10 protein-coding genes are annotated in these 14,298 nt (G+C 65.3%); 6 read left to right on the top strand and 4 right to left on the bottom strand.

Annotated features, from left to right (window positions below; genetic code table 11):
* Window positions 1-11: 11 nt before the first annotated feature.
* The 6 genes from ACT6Q8_RS06405 (at window position 12) to ACT6Q8_RS06380 (ending at window position 7,954) form a co-directional block, all read left to right on the top strand.
* Complete coding sequence (locus ACT6Q8_RS06405; protein ID WP_444734922.1) at window positions 12-1,571, top strand: ABC transporter substrate-binding protein; 1,560 nt, start codon at window positions 12-14, stop codon at window positions 1,569-1,571.
* Between the two features lie 5 nt (window positions 1,572-1,576).
* The gene (locus tag ACT6Q8_RS06400; RefSeq protein WP_444734921.1) at window positions 1,577-2,518 is read left to right on the top strand and encodes an ABC transporter permease; all 942 of its coding nucleotides are present in this window, start codon (window positions 1,577-1,579) and stop codon (window positions 2,516-2,518) included.
* An 11-nt stretch (window positions 2,519-2,529) separates the two neighbouring features.
* Complete coding sequence (locus ACT6Q8_RS06395; RefSeq protein ID WP_444734920.1) at window positions 2,530-3,351, top strand: ABC transporter permease; 822 nt, start codon at window positions 2,530-2,532, stop codon at window positions 3,349-3,351.
* 11 nt (window positions 3,352-3,362) lie between these two features.
* On the top strand, window positions 3,363-5,087 hold the full coding sequence (locus tag ACT6Q8_RS06390) for an ABC transporter ATP-binding protein (protein WP_444734919.1): 1,725 nt from the start codon (window positions 3,363-3,365) through the stop codon (window positions 5,085-5,087).
* A gap of 78 nt (window positions 5,088-5,165) precedes the next feature.
* The gene (locus ACT6Q8_RS06385) at window positions 5,166-6,542 is read left to right on the top strand and encodes an aminotransferase (RefSeq protein WP_444734918.1); all 1,377 of its coding nucleotides are present in this window, start codon (window positions 5,166-5,168) and stop codon (window positions 6,540-6,542) included.
* A complete protein-coding gene (locus tag ACT6Q8_RS06380; protein ID WP_444734917.1) occupies window positions 6,542-7,954 on the top strand; it encodes an aldehyde dehydrogenase family protein in 1,413 nt (470 codons plus the stop codon). Before ACT6Q8_RS06385 ends, ACT6Q8_RS06380 begins: the two co-directional genes overlap by 1 nt.
* A 24-nt stretch (window positions 7,955-7,978) precedes the next feature.
* On the opposite strand, the gene ACT6Q8_RS06375 is transcribed toward ACT6Q8_RS06380, so the two are convergent.
* The 4 genes from ACT6Q8_RS06375 to ACT6Q8_RS06360 form a co-directional block, all read right to left on the bottom strand.
* Complete coding sequence (locus tag ACT6Q8_RS06375; protein ID WP_444734916.1) at window positions 7,979-9,085, bottom strand: glycoside hydrolase family 68 protein; 1,107 nt, start codon at window positions 9,083-9,085, stop codon at window positions 7,979-7,981.
* 43 nt (window positions 9,086-9,128) lie between these two features.
* A complete protein-coding gene (locus ACT6Q8_RS06370) occupies window positions 9,129-10,430 on the bottom strand; it encodes an alpha/beta hydrolase family protein (RefSeq protein WP_444734915.1) in 1,302 nt (433 codons plus the stop codon).
* Window positions 10,420-11,925, bottom strand: coding sequence for a hypothetical protein (locus tag ACT6Q8_RS06365; RefSeq protein WP_444734914.1), 1,506 nt, complete (start codon window positions 11,923-11,925; stop codon window positions 10,420-10,422). The genes ACT6Q8_RS06370 and ACT6Q8_RS06365 overlap by 11 nt, the downstream gene beginning before the upstream one ends.
* 68 nt (window positions 11,926-11,993) lie before the next feature.
* Entirely contained in the window at window positions 11,994-14,135 is a 2,142-nt protein-coding gene (locus ACT6Q8_RS06360) for a TonB-dependent receptor (protein ID WP_444734913.1), read from the bottom strand.
* Window positions 14,136-14,298: the final 163 nt, after the last annotated feature.

Here is a 14,298-nt window from a genome sequence, read left to right as displayed (position 1 = left end):
GGGTACAGGGCATGTCGCGCGGTTGGACAAGGGGTGCCTGGGCATTGGCGGCGCTGGCGGGCATGGTCCCGGTGGCGGCGGCGTCCGGCACCCTGACGGTTGCGCTGAATGCCGATATCCGTTCCACCGAACCGGGCGTGAACCGTGACACCAACAGCGACATGGTCCTGGCCCAAGTGGTGGAGGGACTGGTGGCGACCCGCGCCGACCTGTCGGTGGCGCCCATGCTGGCCGACCGGGTGGACATGGCCGATGAGGGCCGCACCTATATCTTCCACCTGCGCGACGGCGTGCGCTTCCATGATGGAAGGGTGCTGCGGGCGGGTGATGTGCGCTGGTCCTGGGACCATTGGATGGACCCGGCCCGCAACTGGACCTGCCGCAGCTTTTATGACGGCACGGGCCGGGGGGTGAAGGTCCTGTCCGTGGACACGCCCGATGATTTGACCGTGCGCTTCACCCTCGACCGGCCTTCCGCCGTCTTCCTGGCGCAGATGGCCAGCACGCAATGCCCGCTGGCCATCCTGTCCCCGTCCAGTGTCGGTGCCGATGGCCACTGGATCGCCCCCATCGGAACCGGCCCGTTCCGGCTGGGCGAATGGCGGCGCGGGCAATATGTCATGCTGGACCGGTTCGACGGTTACAGTGCGCGCAATGATGAAGCCAGCGGTCTGGCCGGTGGCAAACAGGCATTGGTCGATCAGGTGAAGTTCCTGATCGTGCCCGACGTCACCACGTCGCAGACGGCGCTGCTATCGGGCGGGGTGGATATCATCCCGGCCCTGCCCGCCGCCGCCGGACAGGATCTGAAACGCTTCAGCGGTGTGCGGGTTCATGAACAGGAACTGCTCAGTTGGACCGTCCTGCTGCTGCAAAGCGATGATCCCGTCCTGTCGGATGTGCGCATCCGCCACGCCGTTGCGCACGCCATCGACCGCGACGGCATCGCCATGGTGGCGACCAACGGTCTGGTGACGCCCAACCCGTCCGCCGTGCCGCGCGTGGCGCCACAGCATGGGCCGGCGCATGATGAATGGCCCGCCTATGATCCGGAAAAGGCCCGCGCCCTGCTGCGGGAGGCGGGCTATGCCGGGCAGCGCATCGTGGTGCAGACCAACCGGCGCTTTCCCAACATGTTCGACAATGCCGTCCTGATCCATGCCTATCTGCGTGATGCCGGCTTCAATGCCGATCTGGCGGTGCTGGATTGGGCCAGCCAATTGTCGAACTATCAGAAGGGGCGCTATCAGCTCTCCTCCTTCTCCTATTCCGCCCGCTTTGACCCGGCCCTGACCTATGACGCGCTGATCGGTGACCGGGCCAAACGCGCCACGGCGCAATGGTACAGCGCACAGGCCGCCGCCCTGCTGGACCGCGCCAACCGCAGCGCGGATGAGGTCGAGCGTCAGGCCGCCTTTGATGCCTTGCACCATCAGATGGCGGCCGATGTGCCGATCATCGGGCTTTATAACGGCGTCGCCGTTGCGGCCACGCGGGCCAATGTCACTGGCTTTCACAATTGGGCCGCCAATCTGCCCGTCCTCTGGGGCGTCGCGAAGGAGGGGGAGTAACCGCCATGGGTGCCTATCTCCTGCGCCGCTGCCTGATGACGCTGCCCACCCTGTTGATCGTGGCGGTGATCGTGTTCCTGCTGATGCGGCTGGTCCCCGGTGATCCCGTGTCGGTGATGGTGGGCGACATGGCCGATCCGGCCACCATTGCCGCCATCACCCGCAATCTGGGCCTGGATCAGCCTTTGCCGGTACAGTTCCTGCACTGGCTGGGCAATATCCTGACCGGTGATTTCGGCACCTCCATCACGACGGGGGAGGCGGTGCTGCCCGCCATGCTGCACCGGCTGGGCGTGACAGCGCAGATCGTGCTGCTCTCCATGACGCTGGCCATGCTGATCGCGGTGCCCGCCGGCATGCTGGCCGCGTGGCGACAGAACAAGGGGACCGATATGGTGATCACGGGCCTGCTGGTCCTGTTCATTTCGGTGCCCAGCTTCTGGGTCGGCCTGCTGCTGATCCTGCTGTTCGGGGTAGAGCTGGGCTGGCTGCCCACGGTCGGCTATGTCGCCATCACCGATGATCCGCTGCGGGGGCTTTTGTACCTGATCCTGCCCTGCGCCTCCCTGGTGCTGGTGGAAATGGGCGTTGTGGCGCGCATGATGCGGTCGGGCATGATCGATGTGCTGCGCCTGGACTATATCACCCACGCCCGCGCCAAAGGCCTGGCCGAAGGGCCAGTGCTGTGGCGCCACGCCTTCCCCAATGCCTTTGCCCCCACGCTGACCTTCATCGGCCTGCTGCTGGGGTCGCTGCTGGGCGGGGCGGTGGTGATCGAAACGGTCTTCACCCTGCCCGGCCTGGGCCGCTTTCTGGTCGATGCGATCGAGGCGCGGGATTACCCGGTGATCCAGGGCTGCCTTCTGCTGGTGGCGATGATCCGCATCCTGGTCAATCTGGCCGTCGATCTGGCCTATCCGCTGCTGGACCCGCGGGTGCAGCTATGAGGAATTCCGCCATGACCCGGTTCCTGTCGCGGCCCAACGCCGCCCTCGGGCTGATCTTCTTCTCCTTCATGCTGCTGGCCGCCGCCTGGGGCCTGCTGGCCACGCCGTATGACCCGCTGCGCCCGGATGTCTGGGCACGATTGCAGGCACCGTCGGCACTGCACTGGCTGGGCACCGACGGGTTTGGCCGCGATGTATTCAGCCGCCTGCTGGTCGCCGCCTGGGTCAGTGCCGGCGTCAGCATGGCTACCGTCGCCCTTTCCGTAACGCTGGGCACCGCCATCGGCGCCGTCGCGGGTTATCTGGGCGGGCGGGTGGATGATGGGGTGACGGTGCTGATGGATGCGCTGATGTCCTTTCCCGCCATCCTGCTGGCGCTGGGCATCCTGGCCGCCATCGGCCCGTCGCCGGGCGGCGTGGTCCTGGCCCTGGGTCTGGCCTATACGCCGTCGGTGGTGCGGGTGGTGCGCGGGTCCGTCCTGTCGCTGAAGGAACGGGAATTCATCGATGCGGCCCGCGTGCTGGGCCACGGCCCCCTGCGCACCCTGCTGACCCATGTCATCCCCAATTGCCTGACGCCGCTGACCGTGCTGGCCACCGCCATGTTCGGCAATGCCCTGCTATCGGAAAGCGCGCTCAGCTTCCTGGGCGCCGGTGTGCCCCCGCCCGCCCCCACCTGGGGCGGCATGCTGGCGGAGGGGCGGCAGCATGTGCAGGCGGCCCCCTGGCTCTGCATCTTTCCGGGGCTGGCCATTTCCATGGCGTTGCTGGGCATCAACCTGCTGGGCGACGCGCTGCGCGATCTGCTCGACCCCCGCATGAACAAGCTGTGAAGGGGGCCGCCATGACCAGATCACTTCTGTCGATTGAGGACCTGCGCATCGGTTTTGCCGGCAGCGACCGGCTGGCCGTCAAGGGCATCGACCTGGCCATCGCGCCTGGCGAACGGCTGGGCGTGGTTGGGGAAAGCGGGTCGGGCAAGACCTTGCTGGCCCGCGCCATTCTGGGCCTGCTGCCGCCGGGCGCACAGCGTCGGGCCGGGCGCATCCTGTTTGATGGGCTGGACCTGACCACCCTGCCCCCCGCCGCCCTGCGCCATGTGCGGGGCCGCCGCATCGGCATGGTGTTTCAAGAACCCATGGTCTCCTTGAATCCGGCGCTGACCATCGGGCGGCAATTGGGCGAGGGGCTGATCCTGCATGAAGGCCTGTCGGCTGCAGAGGTACGCCGCCGGTCGGTGGAGATGCTGGACGCCTTTCGGATGGTCGATGCCGCCAATTGCCTCGACAAGTATCCGCATGAATTTTCCGGCGGCATGCGGCAGCGGATCATGATCGCATCCGCCCTGCTGCTGCGCCCTGCCCTGCTGATCGCCGATGAGCCGACCACGGCGCTGGACGTGATCGTGCAGAAACAGGTGCTGGACCTGACCCTGGCCGCCTGTCGCGATCTGGGCACCGCCCTGCTGCTGATCACCCATGATCTGGGCGTGGTGGCCGATTGCTGTGAACGGGTGCTGGTCATGCGCCATGGCGATCCGGTGACACAGGGGCCGGTTGACCCCGTGCTGCTGCGCCCCAGCGATCCCTATACGCGGCAATTGCTGCACAGCCTGCCCCGCCGGCAGGGGGTGGAAACCGCACCGGCGGCACCCGCCCCGCCGCTTCTGTCCATCAAGGACCTGCGCGTTGCCTATCCCGCCCGCCGGCGCGGCCTGTTCCGACGACCGCCGGCCCGGCCCGTGCTGCACGGGATCGACCTGTCCCTGGCGCGTGGCGAAACCCTGGCCCTGGTCGGGGAAAGCGGGTCGGGCAAGACCACGCTGGGCCGCGCCCTGCTGGGTCTGGCGCCGGTGGCGGGGGGCCGTGTCAGCCTGGATGGGCAGGATATCGCCACCCTGTCGGCACCTGAACGCCGCGCCCTGGCCCGGCGGGTGCAGATGGTGTTTCAGGACCCCTTCTCCTCCCTTGACCCGCGCTGGCGCATCGCCCGCGTCGTGGGGGAGGGGCTGACCGGCGTCACAACGGCGGAACGCGCGACCCGTGTGGCCGCCGCCCTGTCCGATGTCGGGCTGGGCGATGGTTTCGCCGACCGTTTCCCCCATGAATTGTCGGGCGGGCAGCGTCAGCGTGTGGCCATCGCGCGCGCCATCATCATGAAGCCCGATCTGATCGTGGCCGATGAACCGGTCTCCGCCTTGGATGTCACGGTGCAGGCCCAGATCTTGTCGCTGCTGAAGGATTTGCAGCGCCGCCACGGCTTTTCCTACCTGTTCATCTCCCACCATCTGGGGGTGGTGGAACAGGTGGCCGACCGGGTCATGGTGCTCTATCGCGGGCATGTGGTGGAGGAAGGGGCACGTGACGACCTGTTCGACCGCCCCACCCATCCCTATACCCGCCGCCTGATGGCGGCTGTGCCGGAAATCCTGCCCGATGGCGATGGGTTCCGTGCCGGCCATCGCCCGCTTCCCGACCCCGTTCCCCTGCCCGGCCTGACGCCGGTGGAACAGGGCGGTGTCCTGACCCTTCTGCAAGGCGGGCACCGCGTGCGCTGCGCCGCCCCTTGATCCCTGGTCGTGCCGGGCTGTTGGCGCGACCCTCAATGTACTTTATCATAACAAAGATCTTATGATCCGAGGTGTAGCATGTTCCCCAATCCGCAGGCCCTGTCGCAGGCCGCCCTTGACCATTATGTCCATTCCAACACCGATCTGGAAAAGCACCGGCAGACCGGATCGATGCTGATGGTGGAAGGCGACGGCGTGCGCGTGAAGGATGCGCAGGGGCGCTCCTATATCGAAGGGGTGGCCGCCCTGTGGTGCGCGGGCCTGGGCTTCAACGAGCCGCGTCTGGCCGATGCGGCGGCCCGGCAGATGCGGCGCCTGTCCTATTATCATAATTTCGCGGCCAAAAGTGCCGATGTGCCGGTGGCGCTCGCCGAACGGCTGGCGGAAATGGCGCCGGGTGACCTGAACCGGGTTATGTTCGCCACGTCAGGTTCAGAGGCGAATGACACCGCCGTGAAACTGGCCTGGTATTATCACAATGCCCTGGGTCAGCCGGCGAAGAAGAAGATCATCGCGCGGCGTCAGGCCTATCACGGCGTCACGGTGGCCAGTGGCAGCATGACCCAACTGGCGGCCATCAATGGCGGTTTTGATCTGCCCATCGACCGCTTCATCCATACCGACTGCCCGCATTTCTGGCGCTTTGCCGAACCGGGGGAGAGCGAGGTGGATTACGCCACAAGGCTGGCCGACAGCCTGGAACGGCTGATCCTGGCAGAAGGGCCGGACACCATTGCCGCCATGATCGCGGAACCCATGATGGGCGTGGGCGGCGTGCTGTTCCCGCCCGAAACCTATTTCCCCAAGGTCCAGGCGGTCTTGCGCAAATACGATATCCTGCTGATCGCGGATGAGGTGATCTGTGGGTTTGGCCGGCTAGGCACCATGTTCGGATCGACGTATTTTGGCGTCACGCCGGACATCATGACGCTGGGCAAGCAGATCACATCCGCCGCCTTCCCCCTGTCCGCCATCCTGATGACCGACCGCGTATTCGACGTGATCGCGGCGGAAAGCGGCCGGCGCGGCACCTTTGGCCATGGCTATACCTATGCCGGACACCCGGTGGGGGCCGCGGTCGCGATGGAGGTGCTGGACATCTATCAGGAACGCGACATCCTTTCCCATGTCCGGCGCATGGGCCGGGTCCTGCATGACCGTCTGGCCGCCTTGGCAGATCACCCGCTGGTGGGGGAGGTGCGGGGCGATGGTCTGGTCGCGGCGGTACAATTGGTGGATGAGAAATCCGCCCGCCGCTTCTTTGATCCGGCCCAGTGCGTGGCCAAGGCTGTGGCCACGCACTTGCAGGAAAATGGCGTCATCCTGCGGGTCCTGTCCAATGACAGCATCGCCATCGCCCCGCCCCTGATCATCGGCGAACATGACCTGACCCTGCTGCTGGACAGGCTGGAATCCTCCCTGAACTGGGCCGCCCGCAATCTGGGGAGGATGTGATGCGTCAGTATCAGCAGTTCATCGGCGGCGTCTGGCGCGATGGCGCCGGCCCTGGGGAGACGGATGTCCTGTCGCCAGCAAGCGGGGATGTGGTCGGGCGCATCAGACATGCCGGCATACAGGATCTGGCGGATGCCACAGCCGCCGCCGCGCGGGGATTTGCCCAATGGTCGCGGACTTCCCCCCTGGATCGCAGCCGCATCCTGCGCCGGGCGGCGGACGGGTTGCGCATCCGGACAGAGGAAATCGCAGCCCTGATCGTGACAGAACAGGGCAAGCCCCCGTTGGAGGCGCGGACGGAGGTTGCCGCCTGTGCCGATGTGATCGATTGGTTCGCGGAGGAAGGGCGGCGTACCTATGGGCGCGTGATACCGGGCCGTCACCCCGATCAGCATCTGGAGGTAAGGCAGGTGCCGGTCGGCCCGGTTGCCGCCTTCACCCCCTGGAACTTTCCCTTGTCGCAGGCCGTCCGCAAGATCGCCCCGGCCCTGGCCGCCGGTTGTTCCATCATCCTGAAACCGTCGGAGGAAGCGCCGGGCGCCTGTGTGGTTCTGGCCGACCTGTTGATCGAGGCGGGACTGCCGGGCGATGTGCTGTCGCTTGTCCTGGGTGACCCGGCCAGCATCTCCCGCACCCTGATCGCCGATCCGGTGGTGCGGAAGGTTTCCTTCACGGGATCGGTGCCGGTGGGCAAACATATTGCGGCCCTGGCGGGGGCCGCTATGAAGCCCTGCACCATGGAACTGGGCGGGCATGCGGCCGTCATCGTGGCGGCGGACGCAGACCCGGTGGCCGCCGCCAGGGCACTGCTGCCCATGAAGTTCCGCAATGCCGGGCAGGCCTGTATCGCGCCCACGCGGTTCCTGATCCATCACAGCCTGTATGACGCCTTTGTTGCCGCCCTGCTGGACGGGGCGGCGACGCTGAACCTGCCGCCGCTGATCAACCCGCGCCGGGCAGCAGCGGTGTCGGCCCTGGTTGATGAGGCGGTGGACCGGGGGGCACGGCTGCTGCTGGGGGGCGGCCCGCCGGAACGGTGCCGGTATCCCGCCACCTTCCTTGCCGATGTGCCCGCCGACGCGGCCATCCTGCGCGAAGAACCGTTCGGCCCTGTCGCCACCCTCCAGCGCATCGACAGTGACCAGGAAGCGCTGGAAATTGCCAATGCCCTGCCCTTCGGTCTGGCCACCTACCTGTTCACCGACGATGCACGGCGCCAGGCCTATTACGCGGACCGGGTCGATTGCGGCATGCTGTCCATCAATGCCGCCCCCATCGCGCTGCCCGAAACGCCGTTTGGCGGCGTGCGGGACAGCGGTTTCGGGCGTGAAGGCGGCATGGAGGGGCTGGCCCCGTATCTGGCCCCCAAACTGGTGACGGTTCATCACCATCGCGGGCCCCGCGCCGCATGAGCAGCAGGCGATGCCCAGCGCCCCCTATCGGCAGACATGCAGGCGGGCGAACCCGTCCGGTTGCAGGCGAAGCATCGGCGCGAAGGTGGCGCCGAACCGCCGTGCCCCGCCCTGGTCGGCCCCACGGCCCCAATCATCCACGAAACTGGTGACCTGAAGGTCTGGCATGACCAGCCAGCTATAGGCCTGACGGGGGGCTTCGGGCGGGTTCATCATGACCAGCCCGTTGCCATTCAACGGGGTCCAGGGACCATCTATGCTGGTACCAGCCATGCCGTACAGACCGGTCGGGCCAACCGGTCCTTCCGGATTGAAGACATGGCGCTGCGTTGACCAGAACAGGTAATAGACCCCGTCCTGATGCACGATATGGGGCCGCTCCAGTTCATTGTTCACACCGGTCGCCGTGATGACGGGCGGACATGTGGTCCAGGTGACAAGGTCCGCCGACACCGCCCGCCCCACCACACCATTGAAGGCAGAAGTGGCGCCCGCCTGTGAGCCGGCAAAGAACACATGATGCAAACCCGTGGCCGGATCGTGGAAGTAGGCCGGGTCGCGGAAGGCCTTGATCGTGTTGACCCGCCCCGATCCGGAATTACTGGCCATATAATGCGCCGGGTCGCGCAACACGAATTCCCGCAGGTCGCGCCAATTGATCAGCCGGGCCTGCTCCCCCATCATCGAAAGATCGGCGTCAGCGGAGAAGAGGCGCTGTTCGAATGTCGTCTCCGCCTCCCCCCGTCGGCCCGCCGCCGTGAAATACAGCGTCAGCCGCTGCTCATCCGGCCACAGCACCGCAGAACCGGACCATTCCCGGCTGCCGGGGGAGAAACCATCCGGCATGGCCGGCCCCAGGACCTGCCATTGCCCCCGGCATTCCCGCAGAAGATGGATACGGGCATGGCTATGGCGTTCATCGGGATCATCAAAGCGGGGAGCGCCAAGGGCCATCCACAGGCTGTAGCCACCGGCAAAGCCGACGACACTGCCGTCAGGATGCTGAACTGGCCAGGCGTCCCAGATATCGATGTCTGGTGAGACGCGGCGGATATCGCCCTCAACGATCAGTGGTGCGGCCATGCGGGCATTGTCCACCCCGCTGAAATCGGGCTGCCATTGCTGCATCATGGATGCATCTCCGTAAAAGTCCTGATTTGGTTGCCCAGGCCGATCATTCGCACCGCCCATCCTGCAGGCAGGGGCGCAACATGGGGGCGATAGCGGCCTGGATGGCGCCCTGTACCGGAATATCGGGCCATCGCCCCTCAACAACCCGTCCCGCCAGCCGGTCGAGTGCCGCCATTGCCTGATCGTCACTGAAGGTGCAGTGGCCGGCGGCATCTAGCCAGATCGCCTGTGCCAGGGCGGCGGGCGCCTGCTCAACATAGAAACGCTGCAAGGATGGGGAGGTCAGACCATCGCCCACCGCCTGCAAGGAGATCAGGGGAACCCGAGGCTTCGCGGTCGGGGTGTAGTGCCGCATCATATACTGGACGGCCTTCGGGTCCGCCGTGATCCGTGGCGCGGATGCCAGCCGGTCAAGGTCAGCCTCGATATCCAAGCCCGCGCGCTGATACAACGCCCGGACCATGGCACCGCGCCCGGACCGTTCAAGCTGACGACGGTAATCCACCTTGTCGTTCCAGGAGAAAACACCGCCAGCGCGCCGTTCCTGATCCACCCGCGGCAGGAAGACACCCATCACGAAGCTGGCGGCCATTTCCGCGACCTGCCCGTCCAGGTCGTCCGGGTGTGGTTGCGGATGGTCGGGGCGTGTCCAGCCGGGAAGACCGGCCAGTATCCCCGCCAGGGCCACACGGGCACGTCCCGGCGCCGTCTGCATGGCCACATCAAGGGCCGCACGCGCACGGGCGGAATTGGCGAAATCGTCCGTCACACGAACCAGTTCCAACCCCGCCTGCGGAGCCAGCAATGTCTGAAAGGCAAAGGCCCCATCAAGCGCCATGTTCATCATGCCGATGCTGCCGCCGATGGAAGGACAGAGGGCCAGACCGGCATCGATCACCGGATCGGCCTGTTCAGCCAGGGCCGTGGTGATCAGGCCCCCCATCGATGTGCCCCAGGCCAGGGTGCGGGATGGTTTTCCGATCTGTTCAGTAAAGGCGATCACGGCCTGCCGCTGGCTGGGCACCGCCTGTTCGATGGACCAGCCGGCAGCCCCGAAGTCGGATGCCAACAGGGCATAGCCACGCGCCAGCAGCTTATCCCGGATGGGGCCCGGCGCAACATCGGGCGGAAGGATGCGCGGGGAGTAGCCATGGCTCCAGAGCAGCAGCGTGCCGTTCCAATTGGCCGGCACCTCCGACCGCCAGCGGGCACCGCCGGCCAGGGTCCCCTCTATAATTCTGGCCTCATTGCTAGTCAGGGGAAGATCGGCGTCAGCACTCCCACCCGCAGCCAGACCGCTGCACAGGGCGGCAGCCACGGCCCAACGACGCAGATCAGTGCGCATCGACCGGCCCCCGCCGCTGTATGGTCCAGGAAGGATCGGCGCACAGGCCGCACTCCTTGCCATCGAAGGCCGCAGCCGCCCTGGCATCGCCCTTCAACCGCCAATCCAGCCAAAGCCGGGCGGCCTGCGCCCACACCCCGCCATGCGGTTGCCAGAAGGTGCCGCTATGCCCGACCTCCCGGCTCAGGAGATAGGCGGGCACCTTGCTGATCCGACCGAAATCGTCGTTACCATTGCCATAGGCAACGTCGGTCGGCCCGCCCAGCAAATAGAGAACGGGAGCGTGAAGCTGATCAAGGGTCGATTTCGAGACATCCATGCCCGGCATACCGGGACTGTCGGCGCCGAACAGGCCGCTGTTGAAGATGATGGTGGCCTTAACCCGTGGATCGGGGGAATTGGCCAAGGCCTGCAAGCCCCCGCAGGACCAGCCCGAAACGGCGATCCGCCCGGCATCGACATAGCGTCCCCAGCCCTCCTTGCTGGCCGCCACCTTCTCCACCCAGTCGATCGCGGCCTTCATGTCGGCGGCACTGGTGCCGCGACCGGGGGGCGGATTGTCCAGTTTCAGCAGGTCGGGATAGGCGGCGAGGCCCCCCGGACCGGATTTGAGCTGACCCAGCGTGATGACGAGATAGCCATGCGATGCAATCTCCGTCAGAAGCGGGCGGGCATTTGCGGCATCATCAGCGCAGCCACCATTGCCGAAGATCAGAACCGGAAGGCGCTGCTTTTCAAACAAGGGCAGATTGGCGGGGCGGTAGAAGCTGTGGGTCGGCAGGGCGGGATCAATACCGGCAATGGCACGGAACGGGCCGCTTCCTTCATCATAGGGGGTGGCTTCGAAAGCCTGCATCAAGCGCCCGAACTGCTGTTCGGCGGGAATACCGGGCGTGAAGCGGAAGGCATTGTCCAGGGCGCCACGGATGCCATTGGTCGACATGGCCAGATCCGCCGGCTTTTTCAGCCGCAGATCGGGATGGAAATCAATCCGGTTGGGATCGCTGTAGATCGCCTGACCATCCTGCGCCAGTTGCTGCATCCAGGCCGCCAGCGCATCATCCGCCGCCGCCGATGCACCGCCATAAGCAACCGCGCGGGCCAGGATCACGACCGCGCCCTGGGCACGCGCCGTTTGCAGCAGAAGCGTCACCTGTTCCTTGGCACGGTCCACCGCATCGCCGGCACTGGAAAGGCGGTCGGCCAGGAAATAGATGACATGCGGGCGGTGGCCGGCGACCAGCGTGGCCAGATCAAACTGTTTGCGCCCGCCAAGATCGAAACCGCCCGAATTCCTGAACAGGGGGGCCGTGAAGAAGCCTGGGTCCGCCTTTCGCCAGTTCGCCAGTTCCCGGTCACCCAGGAACAAGACCCGCCGTTCCAATGGGGCCGTCTGGGAACCGGCATCCGCCGTCCCCTGCCCCGCCGCTGATGCCCATAACGGGGTCCCCGCACCGATGGCCAAGGCCAGCAGGGCTGCTGCAGCGCGCTTCATGTCCGTCCTCCCGGATCATCATTGTTATGAGGCGGGCGCTGCCTTGGCGCCCGCCCGTGTCAGGTCGTTCAGAACCGATAGTTCAAGGTCACGCCATATTCGGCGGGGTTGCCCAGCGTGTAGCCGCCGACGCCGTTGGGCGTCTGGAAGACGTTGGAAATGTAATCATCATCAAGCAGGTTGTTGGCATAGGCGGCCAGGCTCCACCCCTCGTCGGACTGATAGGCGATGCGGGCATTCACCAGCGTCCGTTCCGGTATCTGGTGATAGGGGGCCTGGAAGAACGTCACCCATTGCGCGCCCACATGGCTGACGCGGACGCTGGGCGTCAGGTTGCCGCCCTCCATCGCCGCCTCATAGGCCAGTCCCAGACCGCCGGAGAATTTCGGCGCATAGGGAATGGTCCGGCCCTTCAGGTTTGCGGTGGTAGCGACCGTTGGCCGGCCATTGCCATAGAGGCCCACCGGCTCAACAATCGTCAGGTCCCCATAGGTGGCATCCAGGATCGAGAAGTTGCCATCCAGGGTGAAGCCATTCTGGCGCAGCGCGAACTGCCCTTCGACGCCCTTGATCTTGGTGCCATCGACATTGCGGGTGATGGCGCTGGTGGGATTGTTGACGTCGGGCGTGTAGGTCGTCTGGTACCCGTCATAATTCATATGGAACACGCTGACCGAGGTGGTCAGGCGGTTATCCAGGAAAGACGCCTTCCAGCCTGCCTCATAGTTCAGCACGGTTTCCGAGCCATAGCGCAGGCTCATCGGTGTGGTGCCTCCCGGCTTGTAGCCCTTGCTGACCGTGGCATAGAGGAAATGATCCGGGGTGATTTCCCAGTTCAGGACGGCACGACCGGTCGGTTCCTTGAAATCGATGATACCGGGTGTGAAATTGATGGCGCGGAAACCATCCATGCCGCCAATCGCCAGATAGCCATCATTGGTGAAGCCGGCATGGTCCCAATTGTACCGCCCGCCCAGGCGCAGTTCCACGCCATCCATAAGGTCCATGGCGGCCTCACCGAACACCGCCTCATTCTTGCGCCGCGCATTCACATAGATATAGGCACCGCCACCCGTCTGAATGACACCCGGCTGGGTATAGTCAAGGAAGGTGGCACCCGCCGTCCATCGGACGCTCTGGTCATCGGGAGAGATCAGGTTGACCTCTCCGGTATAGTAATGATCGCGCAGCCGGATGCTGGTGCTGCCGGCGGCCAGCGCGGGGTAGAGGGTGGCGGTCGTCAGGTCGTCGTCACTGCGCAGGTTCTGCTTCGTTTCCTGGTAGGCCCCGGAAACCCGCACATCGAAAGCGTCGAAACCCTTGTAATCCAGGATCGCGGTGGTGCGGTGATAGGAGACGTCGAGGCGCGTTTCCGCGTCATAGGCGATGGTGCGGTTGGGCGGCGGCCCCACATCGAAACGCTGGTTCGGCAAACCGTCGGAGTTATTGTCGCTGACCTGATGCATGACCAGCAGGTCGATATCCTCGCTGGGGCGGAAACGCACCTGCGCCCGGCCCAGAAAACGCGACAGGTTGCCGGGTTGCGACAAGGCCGAGACCTGGCCCTTCGTTCCGGCGGGACCCAGATTGGTATAGGCAGAGTCGCGGCGCTCCAGCTGGCCCGAGATGCGGGCGGCAACGGTATCCGACAGCTGGAAAGTGACGCCGGAGCCAAGCTGCCGGTGCCCGAGATTGCCGATGGTCGCCTCTGCGAAGCCGCTGGTCCCATCGAAGTCCGGACGGACGGAGTTGACATAAAGCGCGCCGCCGCTGGCATTCTGGCCGGTATAGGTTCCCTGGGGACCGCGCAGCACCTCGACGCTGGCAATGTCAAAGAACGAGTCACCGAAGACAAATTCACGGGCGACATAGGTGCCGTCCCAATGAACGGCAACACCGACTGTCTGGTTCGGGGCGGATTCGGAAATACCGACGCCGCGGATATTGAAGTATTTGGTGTTGCCATTGTCCGTGTAGGACAGTGACGGTGTTTGCGCAGCCAGCGTATTGATATCGGTGACGCCGCGTTCCTTCAGATCCTCGCCGGTCAGAACGACGATGGAGATCGGGGTCTTCTGGATATCCTGGCTGCGCCGTTCCGCCGTTACGACGATCTCTGCCAAAGGCTCGCTTTCGGTCGTCTGTGCGAAGGCCATCGCCGGCATGGCACAGGTGGCCAGCAGACACGCCGTGTGAATCCGTGTTTTCATCGGAACCTCCCATTCCCCGTTTTTGGCGCCAGTACATGGCGTTGATTGAAAACGATTGTATTTGCGAGCTGAAAACGCCCCTTCGTTTGATCGCAGGGGCGGGAATTGCGGTGGAAACCTCATGAACCTGCGAGCAGGCAATGGCGTACCACCGCCCACATCG

The sequence above is a fragment of the Niveispirillum sp. genome (genome assembly GCF_052437035.1).
Classification (GTDB): Bacteria; Pseudomonadota; Alphaproteobacteria; order Azospirillales; family Azospirillaceae; genus Niveispirillum.
The sequence above is the reverse complement of the archived record's forward strand: the minus strand, read 5'-3'. Positions and strand labels throughout refer to the sequence as shown.

Coding starts and splice junctions, on each gene's coding strand:
- ACT6Q8_RS06370 (WP_444734915.1), bottom strand. CDS start 10,430: ATGCGCACTGATCTGCGTCGTTGGGCCGTGGCTGCCGCCCTGTGCAGC.
- ACT6Q8_RS06385 (WP_444734918.1), top strand. CDS start 5,166: ATGTTCCCCAATCCGCAGGCCCTGTCGCAGGCCGCCCTTGACCATTAT.
- ACT6Q8_RS06380 (WP_444734917.1), top strand. CDS start 6,542: ATGCGTCAGTATCAGCAGTTCATCGGCGGCGTCTGGCGCGATGGCGCC.
- ACT6Q8_RS06360 (WP_444734913.1), bottom strand. CDS start 14,135: ATGAAAACACGGATTCACACGGCGTGTCTGCTGGCCACCTGTGCCATG.
- ACT6Q8_RS06395 (WP_444734920.1), top strand. CDS start 2,530: ATGACCCGGTTCCTGTCGCGGCCCAACGCCGCCCTCGGGCTGATCTTC.
- ACT6Q8_RS06400 (WP_444734921.1), top strand. CDS start 1,577: ATGGGTGCCTATCTCCTGCGCCGCTGCCTGATGACGCTGCCCACCCTG.
- ACT6Q8_RS06365 (WP_444734914.1), bottom strand. CDS start 11,925: ATGAAGCGCGCTGCAGCAGCCCTGCTGGCCTTGGCCATCGGTGCGGGG.
- ACT6Q8_RS06375 (WP_444734916.1), bottom strand. CDS start 9,085: ATGATGCAGCAATGGCAGCCCGATTTCAGCGGGGTGGACAATGCCCGC.
- ACT6Q8_RS06390 (WP_444734919.1), top strand. CDS start 3,363: ATGACCAGATCACTTCTGTCGATTGAGGACCTGCGCATCGGTTTTGCC.
- ACT6Q8_RS06405 (WP_444734922.1), top strand. CDS start 12: ATGTCGCGCGGTTGGACAAGGGGTGCCTGGGCATTGGCGGCGCTGGCG.